The 16,351-nt window shown below is 38.2% G+C and carries 15 protein-coding genes; 10 read left to right on the forward strand and 5 right to left on the reverse strand.

The features are described 5' to 3' along the window. Positions 1 to 4: 4 nt before the first annotated feature. From MHB58_RS06850 to MHB58_RS06865, 4 genes are all read left to right on the forward strand, one after another. A complete protein-coding gene (locus MHB58_RS06850; RefSeq protein ID WP_008404842.1) occupies positions 5 to 1,144 on the forward strand; it encodes a THUMP domain-containing class I SAM-dependent RNA methyltransferase in 1,140 nt (379 codons plus the stop codon). Positions 1,145 to 1,328: 184 nt separating this feature from the next. Beyond that, positions 1,329 to 3,230, forward strand: coding sequence for an ATP-dependent DNA helicase (locus tag MHB58_RS06855; protein ID WP_340734883.1), 1,902 nt, complete (start codon positions 1,329 to 1,331; stop codon positions 3,228 to 3,230). Between the two features lie 222 nt (positions 3,231 to 3,452). Further along, positions 3,453 to 3,755, forward strand: coding sequence for a transposase (locus MHB58_RS06860; protein ID WP_014822792.1), 303 nt, complete (start codon positions 3,453 to 3,455; stop codon positions 3,753 to 3,755). Then, complete coding sequence (locus MHB58_RS06865) at positions 3,752 to 4,642, forward strand: IS3 family transposase (RefSeq protein ID WP_081483418.1); 891 nt, start codon at positions 3,752 to 3,754, stop codon at positions 4,640 to 4,642. Before MHB58_RS06860 ends, MHB58_RS06865 begins: the two co-directional genes overlap by 4 nt. A 264-nt stretch (positions 4,643 to 4,906) precedes the next feature. Here MHB58_RS06865 and MHB58_RS06870 read toward each other — a convergent pair whose 3' ends face one another. From MHB58_RS06870 to MHB58_RS06880, 3 genes are all read right to left on the reverse strand, one after another. Next, positions 4,907 to 5,371 (reverse strand): chemotaxis protein CheX, encoded by a 465-nt coding sequence (locus tag MHB58_RS06870; RefSeq protein WP_008404839.1) that lies wholly within the window; start codon positions 5,369 to 5,371, stop codon positions 4,907 to 4,909. A 312-nt stretch (positions 5,372 to 5,683) separates the two neighbouring features. Beyond that, the gene (locus tag MHB58_RS06875; RefSeq protein ID WP_340734884.1) at positions 5,684 to 6,136 is read right to left on the reverse strand and encodes an NUDIX hydrolase; all 453 of its coding nucleotides are present in this window, start codon (positions 6,134 to 6,136) and stop codon (positions 5,684 to 5,686) included. Positions 6,137 to 6,208: 72 nt separating this feature from the next. Then, positions 6,209 to 7,198, reverse strand: coding sequence for a S66 family peptidase (locus MHB58_RS06880; protein WP_340734885.1), 990 nt, complete (start codon positions 7,196 to 7,198; stop codon positions 6,209 to 6,211). Positions 7,199 to 7,343: 145 nt separating this feature from the next. Between MHB58_RS06880 and glsA the strand changes: the two genes are divergently transcribed. Beyond that, positions 7,344 to 8,264, forward strand: coding sequence for a glutaminase A (gene glsA, locus MHB58_RS06885; RefSeq protein ID WP_340734886.1), 921 nt, complete (start codon positions 7,344 to 7,346; stop codon positions 8,262 to 8,264). A gap of 52 nt (positions 8,265 to 8,316) precedes the next feature. On the opposite strand, the gene abc-f is transcribed toward glsA, so the two are convergent. Then, positions 8,317 to 9,777, reverse strand: a complete 1,461-nt coding sequence (gene abc-f, locus MHB58_RS06890) for a ribosomal protection-like ABC-F family protein (protein ID WP_340734887.1) — start codon at positions 9,775 to 9,777, stop codon at positions 8,317 to 8,319. 476 nt (positions 9,778 to 10,253) lie between these two features. Between abc-f and MHB58_RS06895 the strand changes: the two genes are divergently transcribed. From MHB58_RS06895 to MHB58_RS06910, 4 genes are all read left to right on the forward strand, one after another. Beyond that, positions 10,254 to 10,991: a DUF2087 domain-containing protein gene (locus MHB58_RS06895; RefSeq protein WP_340734888.1), complete on the forward strand. Its 738-nt coding sequence runs from the start codon at positions 10,254 to 10,256 to the stop codon at positions 10,989 to 10,991. A gap of 11 nt (positions 10,992 to 11,002) precedes the next feature. Beyond that, positions 11,003 to 11,350, forward strand: coding sequence for a DUF6176 family protein (locus MHB58_RS06900; RefSeq protein ID WP_340734889.1), 348 nt, complete (start codon positions 11,003 to 11,005; stop codon positions 11,348 to 11,350). A 222-nt stretch (positions 11,351 to 11,572) separates the two neighbouring features. After that, positions 11,573 to 12,622: a YeeE/YedE family protein gene (locus MHB58_RS06905; protein ID WP_340734890.1), complete on the forward strand. Its 1,050-nt coding sequence runs from the start codon at positions 11,573 to 11,575 to the stop codon at positions 12,620 to 12,622. Between the two features lie 13 nt (positions 12,623 to 12,635). After that, entirely contained in the window at positions 12,636 to 12,860 is a 225-nt protein-coding gene (locus MHB58_RS06910; protein WP_008404823.1) for a sulfurtransferase TusA family protein, read from the forward strand. Positions 12,861 to 13,319: 459 nt separating this feature from the next. On the opposite strand, the gene MHB58_RS06915 is transcribed toward MHB58_RS06910, so the two are convergent. Further along, positions 13,320 to 14,234 (reverse strand): LysR family transcriptional regulator, encoded by a 915-nt coding sequence (locus tag MHB58_RS06915; RefSeq protein WP_340734891.1) that lies wholly within the window; start codon positions 14,232 to 14,234, stop codon positions 13,320 to 13,322. Positions 14,235 to 14,423: 189 nt separating this feature from the next. Between MHB58_RS06915 and MHB58_RS06920 the strand changes: the two genes are divergently transcribed. Next, positions 14,424 to 16,343, forward strand: a complete 1,920-nt coding sequence (locus MHB58_RS06920; protein WP_340734892.1) for a penicillin-binding transpeptidase domain-containing protein — start codon at positions 14,424 to 14,426, stop codon at positions 16,341 to 16,343. Positions 16,344 to 16,351 lie beyond the last annotated feature (8 nt).

The following is a 16,351-nucleotide window of genomic DNA, read 5'->3' on the forward strand; positions in this document are numbered from 1 at the left end:
ACGCATGACAAAATTTAATTTAGTTGCAACAGCAGCGATGGGCCTAGAGGCAATCGTAGCAGAAGAAGTACGTGAACTAGGATATGAAACACGTGTCGATAACGGGAAAGTATACTTTGAAGGGGATGAGATGGCGATTGCACGCACGAATCTATGGCTACGTGTAGCAGACCGTGTGAAAATCGTCGTTGCCCAATTCCCTGCTAAAACTTTTGACCAGTTATTTGAAGGCGTAAAAGCGGTTCAATGGGAAAAATACTTACCGGTGGATGCAAATTTCCCGGTATCAGGAAAATCGGTAAAATCGACATTGTTCAGTGTACCGGATTGTCAGGCAATCACGAAAAAAGCAATTGTTGAACGAATGAAACTTGCATATAAACGTTTAGGATTTTTAGATGAGTCCGGCCCGACATTTAAAATCGAAATTTCGATTTTAAAAGATATGGCAACATTAACGATCGATACATCCGGGGTCGGGTTGCATAAGCGCGGATACCGCACGACTCAAGGTGAAGCACCATTAAAAGAAACACTTGCAGCAGCTTTGGTAAAAATTTCAAAATGGTCACCAAGCCGTCCGTTCGTAGATCCTTTCTGTGGTTCAGGAACGATTGCATTGGAAGCGGCTATGATTGGCCAAAATATTGCACCGGGTTATAATCGTGAATTTATTTCGGAATCATGGCCATGGATGAAGCAAGATATTTGGGATAAAGCGCGTGATGAAGCGGATTCTTTAGCGAATTATGATCAGGAATTAACGATAATCGGTACAGATATCGATCATAAAATGGTGGCCATAGCGCAAGAAAATGCACTTGAAGCAGGCTTTGGCGATTTATTGACATTCAAGCAAATGCAGGCGACAGATTTCACAACGAAGCTGACAGACGGGGTTATTGTTACAAACCCACCATATGGTGAGCGTATCGGTGAAGTGGAAGAAATCGAGAAAATGCTGCGCCAGTTTGGACAAGTTATGCAAAATTACCCTACGTGGTCAGTGTATATGCTGTCATCAATGGAAGACTTCGAAGTACATTACGGTAAAAAAGCGACGAAAAAGCGTAAATTATTCAACGGATTCATCCGCACAGATTTATACCAGTATTGGGGTCAAAAATCTAAGCGCGAAAATTAATAACGAAGAGCGTGTCCGAAAAGACATTTCGGAGAACGCTCTTTTTGTTGCATATTATTAGTCTTTTTTATGTAAATCGTTGTATAATGATGAGTACAGAATTTTTAATATAAATTGTAAAATGTTAGTATTTGCGGGAGAAATTGTAGATTTCTTCCGCCTCATATTGAGGGGGAACATCCATTTGAGAAAATCTTTACCTTTTGAACTTTCAAGAGAAAAAACTTTCTTTGATTCGTTAGGTGATTGGCTCGGTGACGTATTATATGATGAGCTACCAGAACGAGGATTTGAATGCCGTGACGAACAAATATTCATGGCCTACCAAATAGAGCAAGCTTTAAAAGAAAAGAATGTATTATTTGCGGAAGCGGGTGTAGGAACAGGAAAAACAATTGCCTACTTATTACCGGCCGTATCATATGCGCGTTATACAGGAAAACCGGCATTAATTGCCTGTGCTGATGAAACTTTAATCGACCAGCTCGTAAAAGAGGGCGGCGATATTCATAAACTTCGTGATGTATTAGGACTTGATATCGATGTCCGTCTTGCAAAATCACGTGACCAATATTTATGTTTAAAGCGTTTTGAAGAAGCGGAAAAAACGGAAACGGAAGATTGGATTGATGATATTGCGTTTTCAATTCCGGATGGTGTGTATGCACAAGGCAGTATGATTGCGGTGCAGCCATACGGGGAGCGCTCGGATTATCCGTTAGTGACAGATGAAGACTGGGAGAAAGTAAACTACAATTCAATTATGCAATGTGCGGTTTGTGATTTACGTAATCGATGCGGTCAAACATTGCATCGTGCCCATTACCGTAAATCGACGGACCTTATTATTTGCTCGCAGGATTTCTTAATGGAACATTTGGCGACTAAGGAATCACGTGAGCGTGAAGGACAATTGCCGTTATTACCGGAAGTTTCAATGATGGTGCTTGATGAAGGACATTTACTTGAATATGCAGCTCAAAAGGCATTAACGTATAAAGTTCAGGCTTATACGATTGTCGAGTTATTGGAACGATTAATGGTAGATGGTGTCCATGAGCGTACTTTATATGCGATGGAACATTTACAAGATCACCATGAACTGTTTTTTGACCAGTTGCGTGAAGATGTCATTAAGTCAGAAGAAGAACGTAAACGAATTGTGAAATCAGAGCGATTGATCCAGTTGGGCGAACAGGTTATTGCAAATGTCGACCAATTGCTGGAAGAATTCGTTTTTGAATCGGAACTCTATATGATTCCTGAATATGAGCTGAATATGGCAGAAGAATTTTTAGAGCATTATGTTGCGGCAATTCGTATATTTGTTGCACAAGGTGATGCTGTTGATTGGCTGGAGGACACGGATGGCGAAGAGACGCTCGTCATTATGCCGCGCCTAATTACCGATGTCCTTTCCGAAACATTATTCTCGAAAAAAATGCCAATCGTGTTCTCATCGGCTACACTTTCGGTGAATAAGGATTTCAGCTATATCGCATCAAACTTAGGCATCGAACAATACCAAAGCTTCAGTGTCCCATCACCGTTTGATTACGAAGAAGTAATGAAGATTTATTTACATGAACTTTCTCAATCTGAAAAAACTGCAAAAGTAGAGCAGCTTTTAAAAGATGATAAACAAACGTTAATTTTATTTAAATCAAAACAGGCAATGAATCACTTTAAATCAAATGTAGGCTTAATGGAGCGATTGAATATCGCATTTGAAGGCGACCGTGAGCTTTCCGCAATCGTCCGTGAGTTCCAAAACGGTGAAGTGAAAACATTATGTTCCTATCATTTATGGGAAGGCTTGGATTTACCGGAAGAAGCGTTAACGCGTGTTATTATTTTCGACTTGCCATTCCCGCCGCATGATCCATTGTTTGATGCAAAACGTTCATTTGCACAAAATCCTTTTGAAGAAGTGGAGTTACCATTCATGCAGCTTCGACTTCAACAAGGAATGGGCCGTTTAATTCGTACATCGAATGACCATGGTGACATTCATATTTTATTAAATAATGAAGAAGTAAAAGTGAAACCAAACTTTGTAGACATTTTGGCAGTAGAGCCACAATAGTATTACTTAACCCGTTCGTTTATTAGAACGGGTTTTTTGTTTGTTAATTTCTTGGGTAGCCGTTTTTCTAATAAACGTAATGGGTGTTCTAATATAATGGAAAGTCGTCTAATATAATGCTGATTTTCTAAAAAGCAGATCATATTTGAGGTTAGTATAAAAAATGGACACGTCTTAAGAGACACTTTAAGATTAAGATATCTAAAAAAGGACGTGGAACCGATGAAAGAAAAACAAACTCGTAAGCGATTAGACGCACAAACAAAAGAATACATTTTAAAGTCTGTTTTAGAAGATGGCGCAAAAGTTTCAGATCTGGCATTTAAGTTTGAAATTGGGTCTTCAACGATCCATAAATGGATTAAAGATTATCGTGAATCGAAAAATCAGGATGTCACACGATACTTTACTTCTAGCGAAGTAGATAAGTTGCAGGCAGCGTTTGATAAGAAGTTACGTGATTTGGAAGAAGAGAATGAAATTCTAAAAAAGGCTATGCACATCTTCGCGAAAAACCCCGAGTGATTTATGCATTCATTGAAAAGCATAAAAACGACTTTGGCATTGCGATGATGTGTAAAGTATTGATGGTTTCAAAAAGCGGTTATTATGATTGGCGTAAAAAACAGATACAGCCCTTATCGGAAAAAGAAGTACGTGATACAGAAATTGCCTATCAGATTCATCGATCGTATGCGAGGAGTTTTGGTACATACGGTAGCCCTCGCATTGCGCAAGACTTAGCGAGTTTAGGTTATGTCTGTTCGCAAAAGAAAATTGCGAATATGATGCGAAACCTTGGGTTAAGTGCCGTAATCCCGAAAACTGTTCAACGAACAACGGATTCCAATCACCATCAATTTATTTATCCGAATCTAGTCAAACGTCAATTTCAAGTAAAAGAGAAAAATAAAGTATGGGTCGCAGATATAACTTATATTCGAACACTGGAGGGGTGGGTGTATCTTGCGTCCATCATGGATTTATATTCTCGTAAAATCGTCGGCTGGGCCATCGCAGATCATATGGAAGAAACATTAGTAGATCAAGCCTTGAAGCATGCATTAGCAGTTCGAAAACCCGAGAAGGGATTAGTTCATCATTCAGATCGAGGCGCACAATATTGTGCCACAAGCTATACAAGAACTTTAAAAGAACATGGGATTAAAATTAGCATGAGTCGTAAAGGAGATCCCTATGACAATGCGTGTATTGAATCCTTCCACGCCACAATCAAAAAAGAATGGATCTATCGTCACCGTTTCGAATCCAAAAAAGAAGCACGAAAGAGCGTGGAGTCATATATCGTAAACTTTTACAATGAACGACGACGTCATTCAACAATCGGTTATTTATCACCAAACCAATTTGAGAGAAATCAACAGGAGTCAGTTTGTCAAAATGCCTCATAAAGTTCTCTTACAGGGTTTTCATCCCTCCATGCTCAGGTCTGGGCATGGAGGGATGAAAAACAGAGCAACCGAAGGGCGGTAGCAAAAAAGTCTCTTAACGCGTGTCCGAAATATTGACAGAAGACCATATTTTCTAAAAATGGGTTCGACAAGTTCAAATAAACTAGTGAATGGTTCTGATAAAGTATAGAGATGTTCTAATATACGTAAATTTCTTCAAATAAAAAACCTTTCATTGAAATAGTCAACAAAAGGTAATATTAATTACTCGTCTTCTTCAGTATCGATTGTATAGAGAATAACAAAATCTCCAATACCTTCTATTGTTGCGGGTATTTTAAATGCTTGCTTAAAGCCATATAATTTCGTATGTCCAACCATCACGGTAGGTGGCGTAATATCAAGCTCCAAATCATGTTGGACCGTGTATGTACATAAATTACCGGCAATCATATTGCCGAGTTCCCCTGTAAAAGATTCCAGCATAGCACCTTCCAAAGGCATTCCGAACATTGCAGAGCCGAGTGAACTAAATTTTTCCGGTGTACCATCAATGATAATGCGCCCTTTAATATCACCAACTAATCCTATTAGCACACCCATCTCAAGTTGTTCATAAGGTTCATTTATGATGGAAGGAGATTTTACATCTATAATCATAGGTAATATAGTTTTTAGTGAATTTATTGTCCCGTTTAAAATGGTTTGAATATGCGTCGAATTACTCAATATTTATTTCTCCTTCCTAGACTTTTAATTCATATTAACATGTGGCTTCGGTATATGTATAGAACAAATTTAAAAGAGACTGTATTGACAGACAATTTCAGAGCATATATAATGAAAATGATAATTATTATCAGTGAATAGGGCGGTGTTTAAAATGTTGTATACTTTTATTGGGGCAACAGTAATCGTTTATGTAGCAATTGGAAACTATGTATTAAAAAATGTAGCGAATTAGAAAGTAAATATTAAAAATTATTCATCGCATTGTCACATAGACAATGCGATTTTTATGTGGAAGCTAAAACATTTAGGTCAATTAATAGTTTCCAAATATTTTTGGATTACTATTTGATCGGGAGGGCTGATTTTTTCAGGCAGAGCACTGAAGGGGAAAAATTTTAAATCTATTGCTTCATCTGAATCAAAACGTAATGTACCGGAATAATCATCACAAATATATGTTGTTGCAACTATATATACTTCATCTCCATGTGGATATTGATAGTATAATTCTTTGCCGGAGAATATACCAAACTGTTGTAGACTATGTGCTGTAAGTCCAGTTTCCTCGTACATTTCTCGTATAGCGACTTCTTCCAATGTTTCACCTAATTCCATTGATCCACCTGCAAGTCCCCAGCATCCATTATCCTTACGAAGCTGCATTAGTAATTGCCTTTGTTCATTTAAAATAATCACGCAGGCTCCCACCATAATAATAGGTGTAGTGCCAATTTTTTTGCGTAGATCCATTATATAGCTCATAGAAATCCTCCCACTTCCATTGGTTATTTTTACAATAAACGTTTCATAGACAAAATAGGTTGCGTTTATTTACTAAAGCCAATGTTCAATACAGGTAATCGTTTGAGTGATTGTATCGAGACATATTTTTTTGCCGATTGCTATAGGAAACATCGGATGGGTATGGGCACAGTCGACATCGGCAAGTATAGGAATTATTTTTCCATCCAACTGTTCCAATAAAAGATCAAGCGGCTGTTTACCGGTTCCTTCATCATCAAAGAGCTCATGTTTCCCAAGGATTATACCTCCAACTTTGTCAAAGATCCCGTGCAGTTTCAACATGGCCAAATTCTTTTCTACAGTTGACGCACTCTTTAAAGAATCCTCAATCAATAAAATATCGCCGTTTTTAATAACAGGAAAATAAGGTGTCCCGATGAAGCCATACATTGTATTATTATTGCCGCCAATTAGTCGTCCTTCGACAACACCTTCATGAAAGCTAATCCATTTATTTGAATAGAGTGTTTTTGGCTTCTCATAAGTTAGCCAGTTTATCATTTCATCTGACCAGACAGGTGACATTGGAATCGTATACGGAACGCTTGGTTGACAAAAATAGTGTTTGAAATAATTGTAAGTTTCATGGACAAGCGGCTCAAATTCGCCAAATGACGGGATGAGTGCAGGGCCATAATATGTAGGTATATTTGTTTTTGCGAAAAGGGCCAATAGAATTGCAGTAGTATCAGAGTATCCGATCACAATTTTCGGATTATTTTTAAACGCTTCGTAATCGATATAGGGGAGCAGGCTATTTGAATTTGTCCCACCGATTGAGGACATGATCATTTTAATCGAAGGATCTTTTAGTAGTTGATTGAATTCTTCAGCTCGTTCTTTTGGCGTACCTGACCGATAACCATCTTGTTTACCTGTTAGATTTCCCTCTATAATAATAAATCCTTTTGCCTGTAAAAATTCTTTACCGCGATCGTAGCGTAATTTTGCGGTAGAGGTTGCCGGGACAGAAGATGAAAAAATACCGATTTTATCTCCTCGTTGCAATGGTTGAAACATACAATCACCTATCTTTGCTAATTTATAGTTTTCGGTATATGTTAAAATTATACAATATATTCGAATGGAAAAAAGGAAATAATAAATATAGCGTATATGATAGAAAATAGGGAGGTGAGCAGCTAGTTACAGCAACTAGTGTCCAATGAATAAATTACAAATGATTTATGAACAGGCAAAGCAAAGGACAGATAATGGTCAGGTCGCATCTTATATACCGGCGCTTGCTGCAGCAAATGGTGATTTATTTGCTGTAAGTTTACTAAGTGCAGAACATGAAATCGAATTAGGGGATTGTACAGAAACTTTTACGCTTCAAAGTGTCGTGAAAGTAATCAGTTTTATGGTTGCTGCTAATTATCACGGGATAGAGGAAATCATGCACTATGTTGATGTGGAGCCGACAGGAGATTCATTTAATTCGATCGTCCGCCTGGAGAGCCATAATAATAAGCCGTTCAATCCGATGATTAATGCAGGAGCAATAACAATTGCCTCGTTACTTCCAGGTGAGACAATGTTCGAAAAAGTGAAATCTGTGACGACTTTTTTAGAACAAATTATCGGAAAGAAAGTGCATATTAATAATGAAGTGTATTTTTCGGAATACCAGTCGGCTGATTATAACCGCGCAATCGCCTATATATTACAGGCGAACGGTTTTTTGAAATCCGATGTGGAAGAAGCGCTTCAAGTGTATTTACAGCTTTGCTCGATTTCAGTAGATGTATCGGATTTAGCGAAAATAGCATTTTATTTTGCGACGAATGGAAAAGAAAGTGAAGCTATTTGCAATAAGGGAGTCATTAATATTGCGAAAGCATTAATGATTACATGCGGAATGTACAATGCGTCCGGAAAATTTGCGGCATTCATTGGATTACCAGCCAAAAGCGGAGTATCCGGTGCAATTATTGCCGTTGTGCGTAATGGAGAAATTGAACAGCTGCAAGGGCCAATTGGAATCGGCATCTATGGACCCGCAATTGATCAAGTCGGCAATAGTGTGGCGGGCATCGAGTTTCTGATGCATCTGTCAAAGGAATATGATTTGTTTTGTTTATAGTACAAAAAGGAACATTCCATCATAATAGATGAAGGAATGTTCCTTTCTTAATTTAATGATAAGGGATGAGCTCAATAACTTTCGTTGCTGTATTTTTTACGAATGTTGCATCATGCTCCACGAATAATAAAGTCGGTTTAAAGTGAGCGATCATTTTCTCGATTTGTTGCTGGTTAAAGACGTCCAAATAGTTGAGCGGTTCGTCCCAAATATAAAATTCAGCTTCGAGTCCGAGCGACCTTGAGAATTCGACTTTCTTTTGCTGACCCATACTCATCTTTTCAATAGGCACCTGAAAAACATCACGGTTAAATCCGAAAATACGTAAATTGTTCAAAAATAAGGTGTAGTCGATTTCATGATCCGAAGCAAAATCCTTTAATATCCCCCGGTTATCCTCATAATTTTGGCGAATTATACTTGTGCTCAACCCTTGCGGCATCATTATTTCACCATTAGCGGTACCGGAAAATGTTCCTTGTAAAAATTGAACAAGTGATGTTTTCCCGCTGCCGTTCGGTCCGACAATAGCAACTTGCTCTCCTTGGAATAGTTCAAAGGAAATAGGATGGAACAGCGGTTGGTCACTGTAACTTAACGTAAAGTTTTTCATTCGAAGCACAGGATTCCGATGCTTATATTGACAGTTAATCGTCAAATCGCTTACCGTCTCGATATTTTTTAACAGTTTTGTTTTATCTTCAATTTTCTCCTGTGTCCGTTTTTCAATCGCCTTTGCCCGTTTATTCATGCGCTTTGCAATAGCATTCCCAAATGGATCATTGCCAGAAGGTTTTTCGCGTTGCGCGGCCCAGTTCGATTTTTCCCGCGCCGTTTTTTGCAGGCGATTTATTTCAGCATTTAATGAGCGATTTTGCTCGAGTTCAAACTCATCCTGCAGCTTTTTTTCCTGTTCATAGATGGAGAAATTCCCTTTGTATAGGCTCAGCCGGCTTTTTTCAATCGCCAAAATATGCGTCACTACTTCATTAATAAAATGCCGGTCATGACTGACGACAATAAAGCCTTTTTTCTTTTTCAAATAGTTTGCCACAATGGATCGGCCTTTCGTATCCAGGTGATTCGTCGGTTCATCGAGCAGCAAAAAACGGTTTTCTCCACAAAAGACGGCCGCAAGCATTACTTTCGTTTGTTCACCGCCTGATAATTGCTCAAAGGGCGCCCATAGCAACGATTGATCAAGCGACAAAAGCCGACATTCCCGCTCTAGCTTCCATAGCTCTACAGGCATTACTTCATCAATTGCGTAATACGTACTAACTTTTGAATTACGAATGGCAAGGGGAAAATATTGAAATTCTTCGTCGCTCGTAACCGTTCCGCTGTAAGGTAATTTGTTTTGCAGTAACCGCAATAAAGTTGTTTTTCCACGACCATTGCGTCCTATTAGTCCGAGTTTCCAGGAATTATCGATCGTTATATTAATGTTGTTAAATAATGGTTCATTCAGCAAGTCATAGCTGAACGATACGTTTTTCATTTCTATCGGCATATATGCATACCCCCAAATGTTGATTTGAAAGTATACGCATTCACAAAGATATCGATATATAAAAAATCCTTCTGAAAAAGTCAGAAGGATTAGTATTCATACGTAAATAAGCCTTTAAGTTCGCTAAAGGAAGTATAAATGGGCAGACTAATCCTATTTTATGTGAAAATGCGTATACATTTTACGTGTAAAATAGAATTATTTATCCATCAGCCATTCAACTTCCTTTCCAGTAAATTACTAGTAGTATGGCATAGATTGATTGGAAATTCAACCCTCTTTATTCCTGTAACAAATAACTCCAGAGTGCATTGACCTCCGAAAAACCTGTCTTGAAGTAAAGCCAATTTGCTTCAAGGATACAATAAATTCGATTTTTCCGCGAAGAAATTGAAAAAGGTGAATTAGTTATATTTAATAAACAAAAAATAAAAACGTTTACAAATACAATAACATATATTATAAATGTTACAGAGGTGATATTTTTGGAAATTCAAAATATTTCAACGGAAGCACTTATAAAAGGATATGAAATGAAACAGGAACGATATCAATGTTTGTTTTGTGGAGAATCCTATCATTTGGATGAAGTTTTTCCTTACGACGAACGTTTTCTAACAGCGGAAGGCATGATTAAAAAGCATATTGAGCGCGCACATATTTCACCATTTCACGCTTTGCTTGCTTTAGATAAAAAAGTAAGCGGGTTGTCAGATGTTCAAATTGAAATGATGCAGCATTTTTTCGAAGGTAAAACAGATCAGGAAATTGTAAATGATAGCAATGTTTCAAGTGTATCAACAGTTCGCCAGCATCGGTTTAAACTTCGCGAAAAGGAAAAACAGGCGAAAATTTTTGTTGCACTTATGCAGTTAATGAAAAACCCTGAACATTATCAGATTCATAAAGGAGCGAGGCAAGTGGACGAACGTTACAGTATTGAACAGAAGGAACGTGAAAAAGTGCTGACTACCTATTTTAAAAACGGATTGGACGCCGGGATTGAAACAATTCCAAGTAAGGAAAAGAAAAAGCTTATTATCCTGCAACATATTTTAAAGCGTTTTGAAGAGAGTAAACACTACCATGAAAAAGAGGTAAATGAAATTTTAAAGACTGTTCATGATGATTTTGTATCGCTGCGCCGTCATCTGATTGAGTACGGCTTTATGGAGCGCAATGACGATGGTTCGGAGTATTGGGTGAAAAAATAGGGGGGCACGAGATGAAGGTGGAGTTGACACGATATCGTGTGAAAGAAGGGAAAACTTCGAAAGTTATGGAATGGCTTGATTTTTTAAACAATCATATGGAAGATGTACTCGTAACACTGGAGGGGGAAAAGATGTTTGTGGAAACAATTTTTCATGAACATTTGAATGGTGAAGAATATTTATACTATTATTCTGTGCAAGGAAACGGTGGATTGGATGTAGAAGATTCCGCACATTGGATCGATAAAAAACATCTGGAATACTGGGATGAATGTATCGATGAAAGTTTTGGTTCGGTTGATTTAACAACAAAAGTTGTAATGATTCCTGAAAAAGTTCGGGCTAGTATGAACGATTAACGAAGCCGTTACTCATGATTTTAGGAAAAGGAACTTTAAAATAGAAGTGATTGTTGTTGAATATCCTTTAATAAAAATCGTTCATTTCTGTCCTTTAAACAAGAAAACCGACTAAAACTATATGATTATCTTAATATCAATCAAAATACTTGTATTATAGTAGTATTATATTATATTATATCCCTATTGATAAACTTGGTTTTATAAATAGGAGGAATTATTTTGTTGCAAATGGCAATTACGGGTATCCTTTGTGGTGCTCTTTTAGGTTTTGTGATGCAACGTGGACGCTTCTGTTTAACAGGTGGTTTCCGGGATATGTACATCGCAAAAGATAATCGTATGTTTTATGCTTTACTAGTAGCCATTGCAGTTCAAGCGGTAGGTGTATTTCTACTGATTGAGGCAGGGGCGTTTGAATATACAGCAGGGCAGCTCCCATTGTGGGCAACAATTGCCGGCGCGTTTATTTTCGGTATTGGAATTATTTTTGCAGGCGGTTGTGCTACAGGTACTTGGTATCGTGCAGGTGAAGGCTTAATCGGAAGCTGGATAGCATTAGCATTTTACATGTTGATGGCAGCTATTATGAAGTCAGGTCCATTAGCACAATTTACAGTTGATGCACGTACACCGGTAGTAGGTACTGATTCAATTGCCGATACATTTGGCATTAATGTCTGGTTTTTAGTCATTCCATTTGTTGCATTGGTGGCGTTCATTGTTTACCGTGAATTACGCAAACCACGTGTGAAAATTCCAGGCTTGAAACCTAAGAAAACAGGCTTGGCACATATTTTATTCGAAAAACGCTGGAATCCGTATGTGACAGCAACTTTAATCGGTTTGGTCGCAACATTGGCTTGGCCGTTAAGTGCCGCATCAGGACGTATTTTCGGTTTAGGGATTACAACACCTTCAGCGAACATTCTGCAGTTTTTAGTAACTGGGGATTTAGATATCATTAACTGGGGTGTATTCCTTGTAATGGGTATTTTATTCGGTTCATACTTTGCTGCTAAAATGAGCGGTGAATTCCGTTTACGTACACCCGATACAAAAACAGTTGTACGAAGCTCTGGCGGCGGTATTTTAATGGGATTCGGCGCAAGTCTTGCAGGCGGCTGTTCAATCGGGAACGGTCTTGTTATGACAGCTATGATGACTTGGTCAGGTTGGGTAGCTTTAGTATTCATGATTTTGGGGACATGGACAGCATCGTACTTCGTATTTGTGCGTCCATCAAAAAAACGTGCAGTATCGCGTGCTTAAGGAGAGAATTAATATGAAAAAAACATTAGAAGTTTTAGGGATGGTTTGTCCGTTTCCGTTAATAGAAGCAAAAGAAGCAATTAAAGAGTTAAACACAGGCGATGAGCTGGAAGTACAATTCGACTGTACTCAAGGCACGGAATCAATTCCACGCTGGGCAGCAGAAGACGGTCATGAAGTGACAAACTACGAGCAGTTAGGCGAAGCTTCTTGGACAATTACAATTAAGAAAAAATAATTTTAAGACTGTGGGGCAGCATCTCGATTTTTGAGGTGCTGCTTTTTTTTATTCGGTTAGGGAGGAGCGGGGGGGGAGTTGGCTTTGGATTTTATTAGCACAATAGGAATGTTTATTAGAAAAAATCGGAGGGATATTAGAAAATCTACCATAGAGGTTAGAAAAAAAGCGTGCCGACCACTATTTTTCGGCGGGTGCGATAGAAAAGTACTTGGCTTGGGATTTTATTAGAACAAAATAGCGGTTATTAGAAAAAGTTGGAGAGATTTTAGAAAATCCCAAGGTGATATTAGAACATCCGAACACTTATTAGAAGAAACGGGTGATATTTTAGAAAATCGGCGTTTTATTAGAACAAATAAAAATATATTAGAAGATTTCCAAATATATTAGAAAACCGCCCAACGACAGCCGCTCTCCGCTCTTAATAAAAGACAAAAGGGACTACCGAATAGCCCCTCACAATGAATTGGCGGAAAAAGACAACTGATAATTTGTCAGCGCAGGTTCCAATAAATCAAGAAATGCTTTAAAAGCAGGAGATTGCAGGCGCTCCTTTTGATAGATCAGCAATGTTTCTCTTTCCAGTAAAGGATGCTGAATGATATGAGCTTGCAGTTTATCCGACACGTGAAGGTCAAACAATGTTTTGGCTACAATCGTTCCACCAAGACCTTGCTCTACAAATTGAAAAATAGCGGGAATGCTCGATGTTTCAAACTTCGGCTCAATCGATAACTTGTCCGATTTAGCCGCAGCATTTAAAATTCGCCGGCACAGGTGGGCATTTGGAAACAAAACAAGTGGTTCGTTTAGAATGTCACGCAATTGTACGGGTTCATGTTGTGCAGCGCTGTCTTTGCTTTCTACATAACAGAACTGTTCAGTGTATAAAGGGATTTCCACAAACTGCTCATCGTAGTTTTCAATCAGTGGTGAAAACGAAAAGCCGATATCGATTTTATTGTTCTTCAATAATGTATGAATATCTTCACCGGAAGTAACGGTTACTTGTATATGCGGAAATTTATGCATGAACTTTAATACTAAATCTGACACAATATTGGTCAATTCACCGGGCAATGCGCCAATACGAAGAATCCCTTTTTCAAGTGAAGCCAATTGCTGCATTTGTATTTTCGTCGTATGCAATGTTTGAAAGATTGTTTGTGCTTGGCGGTAAAGGATCTGACCAGCTTCCGTAAGGGTGATTTTCTTGCCGATCCGGTGAAACAATGGGGTATTTACTTCATTTTCGAGCACTTTAATTTGTTGACTTAAAGTTGGCTGTGCAATATTAAGCCGTTCAGCTGCTCTTGTGAATTGCATCTCTTCACATAACATTAAAAAATACTCTAACTGTCGTAATTCCATTAAGAACGCCTCGCTTTATTATAGTTATAAACTATCATATATATGTATTTTATAAGCTATATCTATTGTAAATTATATATAAATAAATAGAAAGATGAGTATTTTAAATTTTTCTAAGTAACGGTTTCACTTATTATTGCTTGAATAGAAATTCGCTTTTATTCATAACGTGAATATTGAGGTGATTTTTTGAAGTGGATTTCAACTATTTCTAAAAATAGATTGAGGTTAATCTTTTCGGCTTTTATACTTTTCGGCGTTATCGTTTTTATAAGACTGTTTTATGTGCAGGTTATTCAGCATGATAAACTAACTGAACTTGCAAAAACGAATTGGGATCGGGAAATTCCGTTTACTTCAGAACGGGGAGAAATTACGGACCGTAACGGTGAAGTTATTGTTACAAACGAATTGGCTCCAACACTGTATTTCATGCCAACACAGAATGATAATATCGAAGAAGCTGCCAATCAAATTGCAGATGTACTAAATTTGGATGCAAAAAGATTATACGAAAAAATGAATTCTAAAAGTTACCTGGTCAAACTTGCACCAGAAGCGAAAAATATTTCATACGAACAGGCGGTTAAAATTCAGGAATTGAAAATTGACGGACTCTATAGTGGTGTAGATTATGACAGGAGTTATCCGTACGGTAACTTGTTATCCCGACTAGTCGGATTTACTGGATATGATTCACAAGGACTTGCAGGAATTGAATATCAATATGATAAACTATTAACTTCAAAAGATGCAGCGATCAAGTTATTTACGGATGCAAAAGGGAAGGCATTACCCCATGTGAATGATGAATGGCGGGAAGGGAAGCAAGGAGCAACGGTAGGTTTAACAATTGATTTAGAAGTTCAGAAAGTAATAGAACGGGAACTGTCACAAGCTATGACAAAATATAATGCGGAACAGGCACTAGCTATTGCGATGAATCCCAAAACTGGTGAAATTTTAGCGCTTTCTTCATATCCTACATACGATCCATCAAAGTTTGAAGAAGTAGAATCATCCATTTACAATCGAAATTTGCCGGTATGGATGACTTATGAGCCAGGGTCAACCTTTAAGATTATAACATTGAGTGCCGCTGTTGAAGAAAATGTAGTGGATCTGGAAAAGGATACTTATTTTGATAAAGGTTACACAATGGTGGAAGGTGTGAGACTTCGCTGTTGGAAACGCGATGGTCATGGAGAGGAAACGTTTTTACAAGTCGTGGAAAATTCCTGTAATCCAGGATTTATCGAGCTTGGGCAACGAGTAGGTGCTGACAAGTTAATGAAGTACATCAAGAATTTTGGGTTCGGTAAAACAACAGGTTCTAATATTGCCGGAGAAGCGTCTGGTATTTTATTTTCTGAAGAGGCATTTGGACCAGTTGAACATGCCACCACTTCTTTTGGGCAAGGTATTTCGGTGACACCAATTCAACAAGTTCAAGCAGTTGCTGCTGCGGTAAATGGTGGAAAACTGTTTACACCGTATGTTGTTTCAAAAGTCTATAATCCGGAAAGTGGAGAAGTGGTTATCGAAAATAAACCGAACTTAAAACGTAATGTGGTCAGTGAGGAGACTTCCAAAATAGTAAGAGATGCGCTGGAGTCTGTTGTAGCAAATGGGTCAGGGAGAGCTGCTTACCGGGATGGACTTCGAATCGGAGGGAAGACGGGTACTGCTCAAAAAGTCGAAAATGGACGTTATAAAGATGGGGACTATATTGTATCATTTATTGGTTTCGCACCAGCAAATGATCCGGAAGTTGTCGTATATGTTGCGGTTGATAGTCCAAAAGGGGAATTGGTATTCGGCAGTACAATTGTAGCGCCGATTGTTGGACAGATTATTGAAGATATTGCACCTATTTTGGGAATAGAAAAAGATCGGGAAGGTCAATTAGAAAAGCAATATCGTTGGGGTGATAAAATTACAGAGCGTGTACCTGATTTAGTAGGTGTACCAGTTAATGAAATTATGGAGTTGGAATATCCTTATCAGATCGAAGTACATGGTGAAGGTGAGACAGTAAAAGCGCAGTTACCGGAGCCTGAAAGTGTATTGGAACTGGATGGCACTCTTCATCTTTATTTAGAAAAATAGATAGATAA

Origin of the sequence: Solibacillus sp. FSL K6-1554 (assembly GCF_038005185.1) — a bacterium.
Classification (GTDB): domain Bacteria; phylum Bacillota; class Bacilli; order Bacillales_A; family Planococcaceae; genus Solibacillus; species Solibacillus silvestris.

Bases quoted from the DNA above. Each gene is read 5' to 3' on its own strand.
- MHB58_RS06850 (WP_008404842.1), top strand. From the start codon at position 5: ATGACAAAATTTAATTTAGTTGCAACAGCAGCGATGGGCCTAGAGGCA.
- MHB58_RS06860 (WP_014822792.1), top strand. From the start codon at position 3,453: ATGAAAGAAAAACAAACTCGTAAGCGATTAGACGCACAAACAAAAGAA.
- MHB58_RS06875 (WP_340734884.1), bottom strand. From the start codon at position 6,136: ATGAGCTATATAATGGATCTACGCAAAAAAATTGGCACTACACCTATT.
- MHB58_RS06880 (WP_340734885.1), bottom strand. From the start codon at position 7,198: ATGTTTCAACCATTGCAACGAGGAGATAAAATCGGTATTTTTTCATCT.
- glsA (WP_340734886.1), top strand. From the start codon at position 7,344: ATGAATAAATTACAAATGATTTATGAACAGGCAAAGCAAAGGACAGAT.
- abc-f (WP_340734887.1), bottom strand. From the start codon at position 9,777: ATGCCGATAGAAATGAAAAACGTATCGTTCAGCTATGACTTGCTGAAT.
- MHB58_RS06900 (WP_340734889.1), top strand. From the start codon at position 11,003: ATGAAGGTGGAGTTGACACGATATCGTGTGAAAGAAGGGAAAACTTCG.
- MHB58_RS06910 (WP_008404823.1), top strand. From the start codon at position 12,636: ATGAAAAAAACATTAGAAGTTTTAGGGATGGTTTGTCCGTTTCCGTTA.
- MHB58_RS06915 (WP_340734891.1), bottom strand. From the start codon at position 14,234: ATGGAATTACGACAGTTAGAGTATTTTTTAATGTTATGTGAAGAGATG.